General features: G+C 70.7%; 16 protein-coding genes. 5 read left to right on the top strand and 11 right to left on the bottom strand.

Annotated elements, in window-relative coordinates; translation table 11 throughout:
- Positions 1-128: 128 nt before the first annotated feature.
- The gene (locus MCBMB27_RS20965; protein ID WP_374701394.1) at positions 129-572 is read right to left on the bottom strand and encodes a Ros/MucR family transcriptional regulator; all 444 of its coding nucleotides are present in this window, start codon (positions 570-572) and stop codon (positions 129-131) included.
- A gap of 121 nt (positions 573-693) precedes the next feature.
- On the opposite strand from MCBMB27_RS20965, the gene MCBMB27_RS20960 reads away from it, so the two are divergent.
- A complete protein-coding gene (locus MCBMB27_RS20960) occupies positions 694-1,650 on the top strand; it encodes a helix-turn-helix domain-containing protein (RefSeq protein WP_043357887.1) in 957 nt (318 codons plus the stop codon).
- 7 nt (positions 1,651-1,657) lie between these two features.
- Here MCBMB27_RS20960 and MCBMB27_RS20955 read toward each other — a convergent pair whose 3' ends face one another.
- From MCBMB27_RS20955 to ppk2, 3 genes are all read right to left on the bottom strand, one after another.
- The gene (locus MCBMB27_RS20955; RefSeq protein WP_043357889.1) at positions 1,658-1,885 is read right to left on the bottom strand and encodes a hypothetical protein; all 228 of its coding nucleotides are present in this window, start codon (positions 1,883-1,885) and stop codon (positions 1,658-1,660) included.
- A 523-nt stretch (positions 1,886-2,408) separates the two neighbouring features.
- Positions 2,409-2,657, bottom strand: coding sequence for a hypothetical protein (locus tag MCBMB27_RS20950; protein WP_139231578.1), 249 nt, complete (start codon positions 2,655-2,657; stop codon positions 2,409-2,411).
- 80 nt (positions 2,658-2,737) lie between these two features.
- Positions 2,738-3,655, bottom strand: a complete 918-nt coding sequence (ppk2, locus tag MCBMB27_RS20945) for a polyphosphate kinase 2 (RefSeq protein WP_043357892.1) — start codon at positions 3,653-3,655, stop codon at positions 2,738-2,740.
- 154 nt (positions 3,656-3,809) lie between these two features.
- Between ppk2 and MCBMB27_RS20940 the strand changes: the two genes are divergently transcribed.
- Both MCBMB27_RS20940 and MCBMB27_RS20935 read left to right on the top strand, forming a co-directional pair.
- Positions 3,810-4,085, top strand: coding sequence for a hypothetical protein (locus MCBMB27_RS20940; RefSeq protein ID WP_043357894.1), 276 nt, complete (start codon positions 3,810-3,812; stop codon positions 4,083-4,085).
- Positions 4,086-4,144: 59 nt separating this feature from the next.
- Positions 4,145-5,005, top strand: a complete 861-nt coding sequence (locus MCBMB27_RS20935; protein WP_043357896.1) for a hypothetical protein — start codon at positions 4,145-4,147, stop codon at positions 5,003-5,005.
- Positions 5,006-5,120: 115 nt separating this feature from the next.
- Here the strand turns inward: MCBMB27_RS20935 and MCBMB27_RS20930 are convergent, their stop codons facing one another.
- The 5 genes from MCBMB27_RS20930 to MCBMB27_RS20910 form a co-directional block, all read right to left on the bottom strand.
- The gene (locus MCBMB27_RS20930) at positions 5,121-5,645 is read right to left on the bottom strand and encodes a cupin domain-containing protein (RefSeq protein ID WP_043389080.1); all 525 of its coding nucleotides are present in this window, start codon (positions 5,643-5,645) and stop codon (positions 5,121-5,123) included.
- A 95-nt stretch (positions 5,646-5,740) separates the two neighbouring features.
- Positions 5,741-7,099 (bottom strand): MFS transporter, encoded by a 1,359-nt coding sequence (locus tag MCBMB27_RS20925; RefSeq protein WP_083683655.1) that lies wholly within the window; start codon positions 7,097-7,099, stop codon positions 5,741-5,743.
- A 44-nt stretch (positions 7,100-7,143) separates the two neighbouring features.
- On the bottom strand, positions 7,144-8,058 hold the full coding sequence (locus MCBMB27_RS20920; protein WP_075381204.1) for an amidohydrolase family protein: 915 nt from the start codon (positions 8,056-8,058) through the stop codon (positions 7,144-7,146).
- 4 nt (positions 8,059-8,062) lie between these two features.
- On the bottom strand, positions 8,063-9,298 hold the full coding sequence (locus MCBMB27_RS20915) for an MFS transporter (protein WP_075381203.1): 1,236 nt from the start codon (positions 9,296-9,298) through the stop codon (positions 8,063-8,065).
- A gap of 86 nt (positions 9,299-9,384) precedes the next feature.
- The gene (locus MCBMB27_RS20910; protein WP_043389087.1) at positions 9,385-10,125 is read right to left on the bottom strand and encodes a GntR family transcriptional regulator; all 741 of its coding nucleotides are present in this window, start codon (positions 10,123-10,125) and stop codon (positions 9,385-9,387) included.
- 140 nt (positions 10,126-10,265) lie between these two features.
- Between MCBMB27_RS20910 and MCBMB27_RS20905 the strand changes: the two genes are divergently transcribed.
- Together MCBMB27_RS20905 and katG are read left to right on the top strand one after the other, a co-directional pair.
- A complete protein-coding gene (locus tag MCBMB27_RS20905) occupies positions 10,266-10,511 on the top strand; it encodes a hypothetical protein (protein WP_075381202.1) in 246 nt (81 codons plus the stop codon).
- A 364-nt stretch (positions 10,512-10,875) separates the two neighbouring features.
- Entirely contained in the window at positions 10,876-13,194 is a 2,319-nt protein-coding gene (katG, locus tag MCBMB27_RS20900) for a catalase/peroxidase HPI (RefSeq protein WP_075381201.1), read from the top strand.
- Positions 13,195-13,300: 106 nt separating this feature from the next.
- Here katG and MCBMB27_RS20895 read toward each other — a convergent pair whose 3' ends face one another.
- A complete protein-coding gene (locus MCBMB27_RS20895; RefSeq protein WP_053609646.1) occupies positions 13,301-14,455 on the bottom strand; it encodes a M20 aminoacylase family protein in 1,155 nt (384 codons plus the stop codon).
- A 78-nt stretch (positions 14,456-14,533) separates the two neighbouring features.
- Positions 14,534-15,898 (bottom strand): DUF3100 domain-containing protein, encoded by a 1,365-nt coding sequence (locus MCBMB27_RS20890; protein ID WP_236952765.1) that lies wholly within the window; start codon positions 15,896-15,898, stop codon positions 14,534-14,536.
- Positions 15,899-15,939: the final 41 nt, after the last annotated feature.

Here is a 15,939-nt window from a genome sequence, read left to right as displayed (position 1 = left end):
GGGCCTTTCGGAAACGCCGGTCTCCCGGTGGGTCATCGGCCCCGGGAAGACGGCCCGTTGCCCGGTCAGGAGAACCTCCTCGTCGGAATCCGAGGTGGGTCGGCCTCAGCCCGTCGGGATCCGCCGGCTCAGGCGGCCCGGTCGCGGGGCACGCCCTGGGCGATCGCACGCGCCAGCGCGGCCCGGCGTTCGGCATATTCCCGCGCGACCATCGGATAGTCGCCCGGCAGGCCGAAGCGGGCGCGATAGCTCTGTGGGTCCAGCCCATGCGCCGTCAGATGGCGCTTGAGGGTCTTGTAGACGCGCCCGTCGATGAAGCTCATGATGCCGTCGGGCTGGACCGAGCCGCGGACCTGCGCCGCGCTCGGCTTGTCGAGCCGCACCTGCAGATCCGGGGCCGCCGTCACCGGCCCGCTCCCGGGATACGCCAGCGCGCTGATCGCGCTGTGGCACTGCGCGATCAGGGCCGGCAATTCGGTGACGGGGACCCGGTTATTCGACACGTAGGCAACGACGAGCCCAGCAACCAGCTCGATATTGGATTGGGGGCTCATCGGAGTCGATGGGGACACGGGGCGGCCTCCTGAATGGGATGAAAACCTTCATAGGTTGGTCCGTCCCATTGCGCTTGCCTGGAAGCGTGCTACCGTTTTCCTGAGCGCGCACGCGGGCGCCCGAATACAAGAAGTTGCAATGAGGACTTTGTTCTCGACGGCGGATTACGCGCCAGAAGACAGTTTCCGCTTCTGGCGTGAGACGATCTTCGATCGCATTGTGCCTGTCGAACTTACGCCCACCGCCGCTCACGGATTCGCCGGCTCCCTGGAGGCCGCCGAGGTCGGACCTCTGCTCATCACGCGGGTGACGCAGAGTGCCGTCACGACCGTCGCGACCCCGGACACGATCCGGCGGCACGGCAAATACGAGACGCTGAACGTCGCGATCACCCTGAAGGGCCGCGTGTTCAGCGCGCAGGACGATCGCACCGCGATCCAAAATCCCGGCGACATCGTCGTGATGGATCGGCGACCGGCCGTCATGGGTTCGGATGGCGACACGCAGACGCTGTTCATCGAGATGCCGCGCGCGTGCCTGGAACGGGCGCTCGGCTCGACGCGCCGCTTCACGGCCCTGACGATCGGGGCCGACCAAGTCGGCACGTCGATGGTCACGACCTTCTTCCAGGAGCTCGCCCGCACCGCCGGTCAGATGACCCCGGACATGGCGAACCGCATGGCCTCGATCGGCGTCGACCTGGTGGTCGCCAGCATCGCGGAGCGCCTCGCCCACGAGCCCCCGAGGAACATCCAGGGGATCCTCATCTTTCAGCGCGCCTTGGCCCACATCGAGGCCAATCTGGGCGACGTGAATCTCGACCCCGCCCAGCTCGCGGCGGCGGTCGGCGTGTCGCTGCGCCACCTGCAGACGCTGTTCCGCGAGCAGGACCGCAACATCGCAGACTGGATCTGGCGGCGGCGTCTGGAGAGCGCCGCACAGCGGCTCACGGATCCCGGCTTCAGCCACCTGTCCGTGGGCGAGCTGGCCTATAGCTGCGGCTTCAGTACCCAGAGCCACTTCAGCCGACGCTTCAAGGAGAGCTACGGACTCTCACCGAGCGATTACCGGAGGGCGCCCGGGATCGCGGGCTGACGGCCGGCTATTGGGGACGGGCCCCCGCGGAGTTCGCCCGGATCCATCCCGGCGCGAGGATGTCGCCGTCCTCCGTGATGATCCACGGGCTGGCATCCTCGGCGTCGATCGCCGCGACCGCGGCGGCCAGGGCGGCCCGCAGCGTCGGGAAGCTGCGCGAGTCGGCGACCCGGGCGGGCGCGTAGCCCGGCCAGAGAGTCAGTTCGGCGGGTCTGTCGAGGTCGGTCGGCATCATGGCATAGGCGGGTCTGGAGGGGCACGCCGCCGATGCCGCGGACGTGCAGGGGAAGCGAGCGGAGCGCGGGAGGCCTCCGGGGCCGCCCGCGGAGCGGAACGCGACGCGCGTTCAGGCGGCTTTCGGCTTCGGCCGGGGAACACGCACCTCGACGGTTTGTCCGGTCAGCGGATTCAAGATCAGCATGGCAGCACGTCTCCGGTGGAACTGCCCGTAGAACGCCGGCCGATCGCATCCGGATCGGGGCGGTCGGTGCAAGTTTGCCGATTGGGTAAACCAATCGTTCACCGTGGCGGCGGGCCGTCCATCCGCCCCGTGATCGCCCCAGGATAGATCCGGGTCGCCGCGCCGATGGAAGGCCGCGCGCATACCGCTTTAGGAGGAGGTCCGACCCGGGCGCAGATCGGGCGCAGATCGCGCGCAAGCGGGCCGACCGGGCGCCGCCGCGACGCGACCGCGCCGGCGGTGCGACGGGCCCCGACATCCCGAGCGCGGCAGTCACGGGCCGAACGGCCCGGTTCGATCAGACCCGTTCGGGCTCCGCCAGCAGGATGGCGGCGCGGATCGCCGCCCGGCGCAGTCCGGTATCGGCCCAGGGCTGATCGATCAGCGTCCGGGCGAAGGGATGCGAGGCCACCGCCGCCGCAGGGTCGATGCGGAAGCCGTCCCCGAACGCCACAGAGCCGGGCGTGGGATCGGCCAGATACGCGTCCACGACGGCCGAGACGTCGTCATCGACGATGTCGAGGGTCGTGAACAGGTCGAGGGTCATCGGGCGCTTCGCCATGGCGGCGCTATAGCGGCGTCTGCACGACAGGATCACGACTCCCGCCCCGGGCCGCGGCGCCCCGTTCAGTACGCGTCCGGCACGTACATCTCGGCGGGGACCGGACCGCGCACGTAATCCGCATGCCGCAGGCGGGCCGGCAGGTGGACCGGCGGGTGCTCCACGCTGCCGTACGGGATCTGGCCGAGCAGATGGCTGATGCAGTTCAGGCGGGCCCGGCGCTTGTCCACCGCCTCGACCACCCGCCAGGGCGCCTCGGGGATGTGGGTGCGCGCCAGCATGTCCTCCTTCGCCCGCGTGTAATCCTCCCAGCGCCGACGCGACTCGACGTCCATCGGCGACAGCTTCCACTGCTTGAGCGGATCGCGGATCCGCATCTGGAAGCGGAATTCCTGTTCCGCGTCGGTGATCGAGAACCAGTATTTGAGGAGGACGATGCCGGAGCGCACCAGCATCCGCTCGAACTCGGGCACCGAGCGGAAGAACTCCTCGACCTCCGCCTCGGTGCAGAAGCCCATCACCCGCTCGACCCCGGCGCGGTTGTACCAGGACCGGTCGAACAGCACGATCTCCCCGCCGGCCGGCAGGTGAGAGACGTAGCGCTGGAAGTACCATTGCGTCCGCTCGCGCTCGCTCGGGGCCGGCAGGGCGGCCACGCGGCAGACGCGGGGGTTGAGGCGCTGGGTGATCCGCTTGATCACGCCGCCCTTGCCGGCCGAATCGCGGCCCTCGAAGAGGACGACGACACGCAGCTTCCGATCCTGCACCCAGTCCTGGAGGCGGACCAGTTCGTGCTGCAGGCGCAGCAGTTCGCGGAAATAGACCTTGCGGTCCAGGCGCTCGGGCTGTGCGCCGTCGGCGGCGAGCCGATCGAGGCGCTCCTCCTCGAGCCCGAGTTCCACCTCCTCATCGTAGCTGTCGGCAAGGTCGCGCCGGATCGCCTCCAGGGCGGCATCCAGGGCAGCACTGTCGTCGAGCCTCATCGCGGGTCCCCCTGCGTGTCGGACGGCCGAGCTAGAGCAGCCTTCCGTGACAGGCCTGAGAAGCGATCGGTCCGCGGGCGGACGATCCGGTATCGCACCCGTGATCGTTCCGTCATACGCTTCGGCCACGGAGCACCGCGACCGGAGACGCGTCATGGCTGGAGAAGCGACGAAGCCCCCGCCGGGGCGGGCGCCGGACGATCTGGATCCGGCGCGGGCCGAAGGCGAGAAGGTCGGCGCCCGGATCGACGCGGCGTTCGAGAAGCTCGCCAGGAAGATGCGCGCCCGCGCCGACAAGGCCCATGGCAAGCTCGATGCGGCGACGCCGGCCGAGAAGCGCGCGGTCCTGCTCCGCCGCTACGAACTCTACGCGGATGCGGCGGCCTATCTCGAAGAACGGCTGGTGCAACGCGGGGAGCGGTCCACGTGATCTGCACCGACCCGGCCCGGCGCGTCGCCGCCGGCCGCAGCTGACGGCGAGGCCCGACCATGTTCGACGCGACCAAGATGCTCGCCGATGCCCTCGGCGAGCACCTCGCCGTCACCTACCAGCGGACCTTCGGCAGCCGGGAGCCGCGCTATGCCGAGATCATCGAGGCCTCGGCGCGCCTGACGATCGAGCGGATCGTCGGGAGCGATGCCCTCTACCATGACGGCGATCATACGGCCCTCGTCACCCTGGTCGCCCAGGACATCCTGCGCGGCCGCTTCCTGCACGAGGGTGTCACGCCGGAGGACTGGCTGCACATGATCCTGGCCGCCCTCTACCACGACATCGGTTACGTGCGCGGCGTCTGCGCGGGCGACCGGGCCCAGGCCTTCGTCATCGACGCGCGGGGCGGGACCGTGTGCCTGCCCCGCGGGGCCTCCGATGCGGCGCTGGCGCCGTATCACGTCGAGCGCTCGAAACTCGCTGTCCAGGAGCGCTTCGGCACGCACGATCTCGTCGATGCGGGCCGGGTCATCCGGGCGATCGAGCTGACCCGCTTCCCGGTGCCGGAAGACGACGCGCATCGCGAGACCGGGACCGAGGCGGGCCTGTTGCGGGCGGCCGACCTGATCGGGCAGCTCGGCGACCCGCTTTATCCGCGCAAGTTGAATGCGCTGTTTCACGAATTCGCCGAGATCGGCGTCAACGCGGAACTCGGCTACGACAGCCCGGCCGACCTTGCCGAGCGCTATCCGTCCTTCTTCTGGGGCAAGATCGAGCCCGTGATCGGGGATGCGATCCGCTTCCTCGACCTCACGGTCGAGGGCCGGGGCTGGGTCGCCAACCTCTACGCCCATGTCTTCGCCATCGAACACGACCGCCGCCGCATGGGCCCGCATCCCGGATCGGGGCCCGTCTGAGGCCGGCGGGGCGTCCGGCGGGAAGACGCGGTGGGCCGGCCGGGCGAGGCCGCTGTCGCACTCGACGCGGCCGCCGGGGCGCGGCGTCCGGCCTATCGCCGCGGGCGCCGGTCGCTCACGGATGCCTGTGGATCGGATCGACCCAGTAGACGGTCTCGGGCGTCTCGGCGGCCTCGACATCGGGCAGGTTGACCACCACCGCCTCGTTGTCGGAGCGCACCAGCACGCAATGCAGGGGCTCGTCGGTCGAGGCGTTGATCTCCTGGTGCGGCACGAAGGGCGGCACGAAGATGAAGTCGCCGGGGCCGGCCTCGGCCACGTATTCGAGCTTGTCGCCCCAGCGCATCCGGGCCCGGCCGGAGACCACGTAGATCACGCTCTCCAGCTCGCCGTGATGGTGCACGCCGGTCTTGGCGTCGGGCTGGATCGCCACCGTGCCGGCCCAGATCTTCTGGGCGCCGACCCGGGCGGCGTTGACGGCCGCCTGCCGGAACATGCCGGGCGTCTGCGCGGTGTTGGCATCGAGCCGGTCGCCCGGGATGACCCGCACGCCGTCGTGCTTCCACCGCTCCGGGGCGCCCGGCTCGTGGGCCTCGTCGTGCGCATGCGGGTGCGTGTGATCGTCGCCGCTGTCGTGCATGTCGAATCCTCCCGCGCCATCATGGCATGGCGGCGCGGGATCGCCGAGGAGGCCGGTCGCGGGATCGACGGGCGGCCGGACGGTTCCCCGCAGCCTCAGCCCCCCGCCACCGACGGGGCCGGGCCGACGGCCGGCGGCCGCGACGGGTGCCGGCCGATCCAGAAGACCAGGGCACAGCCGATGCCCGTGAGGGCGCAGAGCGGCAGCAGGGCGACGGGGAAGCTGCCGGTCTGCTCGCGCAGCACCCCGATCAGCGAGGTGATCGCTCCGGTCCCCAGATGCGCCAGCGTGTTGATCGCCGCGATGCCGGCGGCCGTCTGGGCTGGCGGCAGCGTCTCGGTCGCCAGGGCGAAGAACGGGCCCTTGATCGCGTAATTGCCGAGCAGGACCAGCGAGAGCAGGACCAGGGTGATCCAGAGGGAGCCCGTCAGCAGGGTCAGGGCGAAGCTCAGCGAGGTCAGTGCCAGCGGCAGGGCCGTGCTCCAGATGCGCTCGCCGCTGCGGTCCGCCCGCAGGCCCCAGACGATCATGAACACCGAGGCGATGCCGAAGGGGATCATGTTCAGAAGGCCGGTCTCCAGGTTGCTGAGGCCGAACCCCTTGAGGATCTGCGGCATCCACAGCGACAGCGTGTTGCTGGTGGCCGAGCTGCCCGCGTAGATCACGGCGAGGAGCCAGACCTGACGGCTGGCGAGCACCGCCCACACCGCCGCGAGGCCGTGGGCGTGGTGGGATGAACCCGCCTCCGCGGCGCGGCGCTCGGTCTCCAGCCGATCCGCCAGCCATCGGCGCTCCGCCGGGCTCAGGAAGGCCGCCTCGGCCGGCCGGCTCGGCAGCAGCGCCAGGGCGGCGATGCCGAGGAGGACGGCCGGGATCGCCTCCATGATCAGCAGCCACTGCCAGCCGCGCAGGGACGCGGCCCCGTCGAGGGTGAGCAGCGCCGCCGAGAGCGGCGAGCCGAAGAAGCTGGAGAGCGGGATCGCGACCATGAACATCGCCACGATCCGCGCCCGGTAGGCCTTGGGGAACCAGTAGGTCAGGTACAGGATCACGCCGGGAAAGAAGCCGGCCTCGGCCGCGCCGAGCAGGAAGCGGGCGGTGGCGAAGCTCGCCGGACCGGTGACGAAGGCCGAACCGATGCCGACGAGCCCCCAGGTGATCATGATCCGCGCGATCCAGATCCGGGCGCCGACCCGCTCCATGGCGAGGTTGCTCGGCACCTCGAACAGCACGTAGGCCACGAAGAACAGGCCGCCGCCCAGGCCGAAGGCCGCGGCGGAAAGGCCGAGGTCGCGGTTCATGGTCAGCGCCGCGAATCCGACATTCACCCGGTCGACGTAGGCGATGAAGTAGCAGAGCACAAGGAAGGGGATCAGGCGCAGGCCGACCTTCCGCATCGTTCGGCTCTCGAAGGCGGCCGCGTCCGCCCCGTGAGGCATGGTCGGTGTTGCCATGGTCCTGTCCTCGTTGAAATCCGGGCTGGCGCGCGCCGGGCGGCTCAGTGGTCGAAGCGGAAAAGGGCGGCGGGCGTCTCGCCCAGGATGATCCGGCGCTCGGCCGGGTCGGGTACCCAGGCGTCGAGGTCGCGCCGCGCCTCGGCGGGGCTGGCCTGGGTCTCGAACTGCGTGTGCGGCCAGTCGCTGCCCCAGAGCAGGCGCCGCGCACCGAAGGCACCGCGCAGGCGCTCGGCCGCCTGCAGCGCCGTCTGCCGGCCGGCCGCGCCGCTGCCGATGCGGTAGGCGCCCGAGAGCTTGACCCAGACGCGGCCGCCGCGGCCGAAGCCGAGGAGGTCGGCGAAGCCCGGATCGGCGATGCCGAGGGCGGGGTCGATCCGGCCGAAATGATCGACCACCACCGGGACGCCCGCTTCGATCAGCGGCGGCAGCAGATGCGCGAGACGCCGCGCCTCGGCCTGGACCTCGATCTGCCAGCCGAGATCCGCCACGCGGGCGAGGTGGGCCCGCCAGACCGGACTGCCGAACTCCGGGTCCGGCCGGCCGATCAGGTTGAGGCGCAGACCGACGACGCCCTGGTCGGCGAGATCGCGCAGGGTGGCCGTCTCCGCCGCGGGGTCCAGCACCGCGATGCCGCGCAGCCGCTCCGGGGCGGATCGCAGGGCCGAGACCATGTAGCTGTTGTCGGTGCCGAGGAAGCTCGGCTGGATCAGCACGCCGCGCGCCATGCCGTTCCGGTCCAGCATGGCGCGATAATCGGCGATGCTCGCGTGGTAGGCCGGGGCGTAGCGCCGGTCCCCGACCAGGGTGAGAGTCCGGGTGAAGACGTGGGCGTGGGTATCCACCGCCGCCACGCCGTCGCGCGCGTCGGGGCCCGTCTCGGCCGCCCGGCCGCGGACGGGGAATGCGAGCGCGACGCCGCCCGCGAACAGGGTACGGCAGAACAGGCGCCGGTTCATCGGATCATCTCACGGTCTGGGGGAGCAGCGCGCCGCCGGACTGCCGATCCGGCAGGAGCGCGACGGCGAGGAGGACGAGCCCGTAGGCGCCGATGGCCGACAGGCCGATCGCCGTCCCAAGGCCGCAGATCTCGCTGAGCAGGCCGACGCCGAGGGGCAGCACCCCGGAGGCGAGACGGCCGGCATTGTAGCAGAAGCCCATCCCGGTCCCGCGCAGGCCGTCCGGGAAGAGCTCGCTGAACAGAGCGGCGAGACTCGCGGGGATCCCGGCCGTGCAGAAACCGAGCGGGGCGCCGAGAAGGAGCAGCCCCGTGCCGCCGACCGGCACCAGCAGGTAGAGGACGACCAGGGCCATGCAGCCGGCGGCGAACAACGCCACCGTCCGCCGGCGACCGAGCCGGTCCACGAGGCCGCCCGCCACGAGGCAGCCCAGGCCGAAGGCCGCGATGATGATCGCGAGGTAGAGCCCGGTGCCCGCCACAGAGGCGCCGCGCTCGACGCTCAGATACGTGGGCAGCCACGTGAACAGGGCGTGGAAGCCCCCGTGCGCCCCCAGCCCGAGCAGCGTCCCGATCACCGTGATCCGGCGCAGGCCGGGCGAGAAGATCAGGAGCGGCCCGATGGCCGGCCGGATCGGTCCGGCGGCCGGTCGGACCGGCTCCGGGACCGAGCGGCGGAGGTAGAGGACGAGGAGCGCGGGCGCGAGGCCGCAGGCGAACAGAGCCCGCCAGGCGGTCTCCTGATCCAGGACGGAGAAGGCCGCGGTGGACAGGAGCACGGCCGCGCCCCAGCCGAGCGCCCAGCCGCCCTGGACGGCGCCCAGCGCCTTGCCGCGATGCTCGGGCCGAATGGCATCCGCCATCAGGACCGCGCCAGCCGCCCATTCGGCGCCGAAGCCGATCCCCTGCAGCGCCTTCACGATCAAGAGCTGGCCGAAGCTCTGCGCGAAGGCCGCCAGGAAGGTCGCGACCGCGAACCACAGCACCGTGATCTGGAGGGCCCGGACGCGGCCGATCCGATCCGCCATGAGGCCGCCGAGCCAGCCGCCGATCGCCGCCGTGACCAGCGTGACCGCGCCGATCAGGCCGGCCTCCGGGCGGCTGAGCCCGAAGCTCGCGACCAGGGCGGGGATGGCGAGGCTGAACATCTGCACGTCCAGGGCGTCGAGCGACCACCCGCCCAGACAGGCCCAGAAGGTGCGACGCTCGGCCGGACCGACCTCACGGTACCAGCGGAACACGGGCTTTCCTCCGCCCTCTAAAGAGGACTAGTCATTTATATGACTTAATGAGCATGGGCCCGACGGCCCGTCAAGGCGGCGGCCTTTCACCGGATGTCGATGTGGTACCGGAAGTCCCTGGCGGCGCCGCGCGTCACGCGCCACTCGATCGGGCGGGCATCGAAGCCGAAGGCGAGGCGCGCGATCACGACGACGGGCTCGCCCTCCGCGATCCCGAGGCGCTCGGCGTCGGTCGCATCGGCGATGCCGACCGTCAGGGTCTCCTCCGCCCGGGCGACGATCTCGCCGCACAGGCGCTCGTAGGCGGGGTAGAGCAGATCGCCGATCTCCGTCAGCGGAGCCTCGAGGAGCGGTGCGAAGCGCGCGGCCGGCAGCCAGATCTCCTCGGACAGGATCGGTCGGCCCTGCAGGAGCCGCGTCCGGATCAGGCGGATCGCCTCGCCGCCTGCGTCGGGGCCGAGGGCTTCACGCACGGCCGCGGGCGCCGGCCGGGCCTCGCGCAGCAGGATCCGCCCTTCCGGCACGGCCTGGCTCCCATCCGGCCCCAGATGCCGGAAGAACCGGAACAAGGATCGGTCGAAGCGCGGCCGGCGGACGAAGGTGCCGCGGCCCTGCTGGCGCTCCACCAAGCCGTCGGCGACCAGGACATCGATCGCCTTGCGCACGGTGCCGATGGCGACGCGATGGGTCGCCGCGAGTTCCGCCTCCGTGGGAATCGGTTCGCCCGACCGCCAGACGTTGCGCGCGATCTGGAAGGCGATCGCGTCGCGCAGTCGCTGATAGAGCGGCAGACGGAGATCGGGCTGCGGCGCGGGCGTGAAGGTCATGTGTATGACTGTATGATCCTCGCGCATCGCCGCCAATGGGGCCGAGGGCAGCGGCGGTGCACAGCGTCGCAGGGCGGGACCCAGGCGCAGCGTCGCGGGTTTGAGCCCGGATGTCTGAAGGCGGGCTCAGCGAGGAGCGGATGATCGAACGTCGCACGGCTCAAGAGAGCCGCCAGGGCCGGCGGGGCAGGCCGGTTCTCGTCGTGCTCGCCGTGAGTGTGGCGCTGATGATCGCCGCATGGGCCGGTCTGCTGATCTGGCAGGGCGCGGCATCGCCGCCCGATTACGCCAGCCAGAGCCAGGCCGCGGCCCGAAAGGTCGTGACCGGTTCCGAGACGGGCTCCGGCGGGGCCGCCCCGGCAGCCAGCGCGCGTCCGGCGCCCTGACGAGGAGCGGCTTCACGCCAGAGGGTGCGCCAAGTGGTGCGCTGAGACGCCGAGACACAGATTCGCGAGGATCAGCGACCCCCGGGCGGGTATCCGTGTCGACGTGGAATCCCCGCGCGCCCTCGGCGCCTGCGGCGGCGTGTCGGATCACGGCAATGTCATCGGCACTATTGCGAGGCCGCCTGCCCCGGTCCTTGGAAGGACTTCGCTGCTCCGAACTTGATCCCGGGAGCGACTGCCTCATTTCGTCACCAGCCTCGAGCGCGACGGGGATTCCCCGGCGGTTCGAACTGCCTGCACCGCCCCGCCGCCTTCGATGCCCGAGCCTCGGGCGGCCGGCGGCTCAATGCCTAGGGGACCACTGATGAGCGAGACGATCGACAAGACGGACACGACGACGTTCCCGATGGCGGGCAAGTGTCCGTTCGGCGGCGACCGGATCGGCGGCGCCCACGGCAACCGTCCGACGCTGGAGAACTGGTATCCCCATCGCCTGCGGGTGGAAGTGCTCCACCAGAACGGACTGGCGGCCGATCCCCTCGGGCCGGATTTCGACTACGCGGCTGAGTTCGCCAAGATCGACTTCGAGGCGCTCAAGCGCGACATCAAGCAGTTCCTGACCTCCTCGGTGGACTGGTGGCCCTCCGACTACGGCAATTACGGCCCGCAGATGATCCGTATGGCCTGGCACTCGGCCGGCACCTACCGGATCGCCGACGGGCGCGGCGGCGCCGGCACCGGCATGCAGCGCTTCGCGCCGATCTCCAGCTGGTGGGACAACGGCAACACCGACAAGTCGCGCCGCCTCCTGCAGCCGATCAAGCACAAGTACGGCAACGCCCTGTCCTGGGCCGACCTGATGGTCCTGACCGGCAATTGCGCCCTGGAGATCATGGGCCTGCCGACCTACGGGTTCGGCGGCGGGCGGCTCGACGCCTGGGAGGCGGACAACGCCACCTACTGGGGCCCCGAGGTGGTCGAGATGGGCTCGGTCTCGAGCTTCGACGACATGGTGAACCGCGACAAGCGCTGGCGCGGCAAGAACGGCGACGCCGACTACGACCTGGAGAACCCGCTCGCCGCCTCCCACCAGGCGCTCATCTACGTGAACCCCGAGGGACCCTACGCCAACGGCGATCCGCAGGGGTCGGCCAACGACATCCGGGTGACCTTCACCCGCATGGCGATGAACGACGAGGAGACCGTGGCGCTGATCGCGGGCGGCCACGCCTTCGGCAAGAGCCACGGCATGACCCCCGCCAAGGAGATCGGTCCGCCCCCCGAGATGGCGCCGATGGAGGCGATGGGCCTCGGCTGGCACAATCCGAAGGGGTCCGGCTCCGGCAAGGACACGATGACCAACGGCATCGAGGGCAGCTGGACGCCCGATCCGACCAAGTGGGACAACGCCTATCTGGAGAACCTCTTCAAGTTCGAGTGGGAACAGACCAAGAGCCCGGCCGGGGCGCTCCAGTGGACGCCGAAGGACCCCAACGCGCCGAAGACGCCGGACGCCCATGTCGCGGGTCAGATGCACCCGCTGATGATGATGACGTCGGACATCGCCCTCAAGGTCGATCCCGAGTACCGCAAGGTCTGCGAGAAGTTCCTCAACGACTTCGACGCCTTCACCCAGGCCTTCTCCAAGGCGTGGTACAAGCTCACGCACCGCGACATGGGTCCGAAGCACCGCTATCTCGGCCCGGAGGTGGTGATCGAGGACGGGCTCCTGTGGCAGGATCCGCTGCCGGAGCGCGACTACGACCTCGTCGGCGAGGCCGAGATCGCCGTGCTGAAGCAGGCGATCGCCGGGACCGGCCTGTCGGTGTCCGATCTGGCCTTCACGGCCTTCTCGGCGGCCTCGACCTATCGGGACAGCGACAAGCGCGGCGGTGCCAATGGCGGCCGACTCGCCCTCGCCCCGCAGAAGGATTGGGCCGTCAACCGCCGGGCCGCGCCGGTGATCGAGGCCCTGCGCAACGTGATGTCGACCTTCAACGGCGGGCGCAGCGACGGGAAGAAGATCTCCCTCGCGGACCTGATCGTGCTCGGCGGCTGCGTCGCCGTGGAGAAGGCGGCCCGCGATGCCGGAGTCGAGACGCCGGTGCCGTTCACGCCGGGCCGGGTGGACACGACCCAGGCGCTCACGGACCTCGAGATGTTTGAGTGGCTGAAGCCGGTGGTGGACGGGTTCCGCAACTACGTCGATGACGGCTTCGGGCAGATGACCCGCAGCGTCTCGCCGGAGGAGATGTTCCTCGACAAGGCCAACCTGCTGACGCTGACGGCCCCGGAATGGACCGTCCTGACCGGCGGCCTGCGGGCGCTCAACGCCAACCACGACGGGTCGAACCGGGGCGTCCTGACCGATCGGATCGGGGTGCTGACGACCGACTTCTTCCGCAACCTGACCGACGTCGATCTGGTCTGGGAGAAGGCGGATGCGGACGGGATGACCTTCGCGCTCAAGGACCGTGCGAGCGGCCAGACGAAGTTCGAGGCGACCCGCAGCGACCTCGTCTTCGGGTCGAACGCACAGCTCCGGTCGATCGCCGACGCCTACGCGGGCAGCGACGGCCAGCGGCGCTTCGTGGCGGACTTCGTCAAGGCCTGGGACAAGGTCATGATGCTCGACCGCTTCGACGTGAAGGGTCACAAGCGCTACGCGCCGATGGCGGCCTGACACCCGCCCTCAAGATACGCCCGCGCGGCCTGCGCGGGCGTTATTCCGGAGCATGCGCCGCGGACGGACCGACGATGTCCGCGGCCGCGCCTTCCGTCCCGCAGACTCAGGTCCCGAGGCTGTGTGTGGCCAGTGCAGCCCAGTAGGCCGCGCCGACCGGCAGGGCCTCGTCGTTGAAATCGTAGCCCGGATTGTGGAGCGGCAGGCTCGGCCGCGTCCCGTCGGTGCCGATCCAGGCATAGGCGCCCGGGCAGGCTTCGAGCATGTAGGCGAAATCCTCCGACGCCATGGAGGGGCCGACATCGCCACGGCGCGCGGTGATGTCCGGGACGGTCCCGGCGGCCGCGAGGGCGGTGCCGACGGCATCGGCGGTGTTGACCGTGGCCGGGTATCCGAACCGGTACGCCACCTCCGCGCGGGCGCCGTGCGTGCCGGCGGTCCCGCCGGCGATGGCCTCGATGAGTTCCGCGACGCGCTTGCGCACCGCCTCGTCCAGGCAGCGGACCGTGCCGCGGATGACGGCGTGGTCGGGAATGACGTTGTAGGCGTCGCCGCCATGGATCTGCGTGACGCTGAGCACGACCGGCTCCGTGGGGGCGATGCGGCGGCTGACGATGGTCTGCAGGGCGAGGACGATCTCGGAGACGACCACGAGCGTGTCGGTGCCGCGCTCCGGCATGGCCGCATGGGTGCCGAATCCGGTGACCGCGATCTCGAACGTGTCGAGGGAGGCCATGATGGCGCCGACCCGGGTCGCGAAGGTCCCGAGGGGCAGGCCCGGCCAATTGTGCAGCCCGTAGACGGAGTCGCAGGGGAACAGCCGGAACAGGCCGTCCTCGACCATCGCGCGCCCGCCGCCCTCGCACTCCTCCGCAGGCTGGAAGATGAAGTGGACCGTCCCGGTCAGGTCGGTGCGGGCCGCGAGATGCCGCGCCGCGCCGAGCAGCATCGCCACGTGGCCGTCATGGCCGCAGGCATGCATCACGCCGGGCGTCCGGGAGGCGTAGGCGACGCCTGTCGCCTCCTGGATCGGCAGGGCGTCCATGTCGGCCCGCAGGCCGATGGTCGGGCCGTCGCCCCGGCTCAGGGTCCCGACCACGCCCGTGCGCCCGAGCCCGGTCTTCACGGACAGGCCGCAGGCGGCCAGTTCCCGGGCGACGAGATCCGCCGTGCGGACCTCCTGGTAGGCCAGTTCGGGATGGGTGTGCAGGTCGCGCCGCCACGCGACCATCCGCTCCACGGTCTCTGCCTCGATCCCCATGTGGTCTCTCACCCATGCCAGAGGCCGCCGGAGCGCCTCGTTCCCCCTGCCTCACTCTACGCCGGACGGCGCGGCGGTTCACCCCAGCGGCGGATGCATGAAGAACTGCGCGATCAGGGCCGCACCGAGGAACGTCCCGGCATTGGCCATGAACGAGACCACCACGATCCGCCAGCCGAGGCGGCGGAAGGCGGGCACGTCCTTGGCGACGGAGAGGCCCGCGAAGGTCAGGATCGGCGTGGCCAGGGCCAGGAAGTTGATCTTGCCGGTCAGGGCGGCGATCTCGGCGGCGTAGGGCGTGCCGGGATAGGTCAGGGCCATGCCGATGATCGAGACCCACAGGACCGCCGGCAGGCGCCGGCCGAGGAGCAGGTAGACGATCCAGCCGGCCAGCACGGTGCCGATGATGATCGCCATCCCGCCGACGACCTTCGCGTCCGGGACGACGCCGTAGGTCAGCCAGTTGCCGATGAGCCCGTAGGCACCGATCAGGATCCAGGCCAGGACGGTCTCGGCGAGGCCGATCCGCACCTCCTGATGGACCGGTGCCTCCGCCTGCGGGTCGACCGCCGCCGGGCGGGCGGCATCCGGCCGGTTGCGGCCGAGGATCGGCTCCAGCTTGCCGTAGGCCCAGATCGTGAAGGGCAACGACAGGAACAGGGTGAAGTACGTGCCGATCGTCGTGGTGACGAGGTTGCTGGCCGCCGCGAAGGTCGCGACATCCTTGGCGACCTCGGGGGTCTGCTGAGCGGCGATCGCCCCCGAGGCGGCGGCCATCATGCTGCCGGAGCCGACGCCGGCGCCCATCGCCAGGGCCAGCGGGTTGAAGACGCCCAGGCTGGCGATCAGCCCGGCCAGCAGGGCGATGAACACCGCGCCGAACACCGTGCCGGTCAGGTACTCCGCCAGCACGCCGCGGCCCTCCGGAGAATCCATGCCGTAGCGCTCGCCGATGATGGCGAGGCTCGGCTCGCGGCCGACCGAGAAGGTCGCGCCGATCGCCTCGCGCTTGATGCCGAGGAGGAGCGCCACCGGCAGGCCGAACACCATCGTCCCGAAGAAATGGCCGAATTCCTGGAAGGCGAGCGCCCAGCCCGAGGCCAGGATCTTCGGCAGCGAGCCCCCGACCAGCAGGCCGAGCTTGGCGATGAAGATTAGCAGCGCCGGCTGGAGATAGGCCCCGGCCGCGTTCTGCAGGGCGCCCGTCAGCCGCAGGGGCGCCGGGAGGCGCGGGCTCATCAGCCCCAGGGCCCCGCCGAGGAGCAGGGCCCAGAGCAGCGGCAGCAGGACGATCTTGCCGGCTCCCACCGGGATGCTGACGTTGCCGATCGCCTCGGCGATGATGACGATGACCAGGGCGAGCAGGAACAGCGTCAGCTTCCCGCCGCCGGAAACGGGCGGCGCGTCCGGCCGCGTGTTCGTCGCAAACAGTTCGCCCGCCATCGTCATCCTCCCCGCCCCTCCGGGGCTGCCCATCGCCCTGC

Source organism: Methylobacterium phyllosphaerae, from assembly GCF_001936175.1.
Lineage (GTDB): Bacteria > Pseudomonadota > Alphaproteobacteria > Rhizobiales > Beijerinckiaceae > Methylobacterium > Methylobacterium fujisawaense.
The sequence above is the reverse complement of the archived record's forward strand: the minus strand, read 5'-3'. Positions and strand labels throughout refer to the sequence as shown.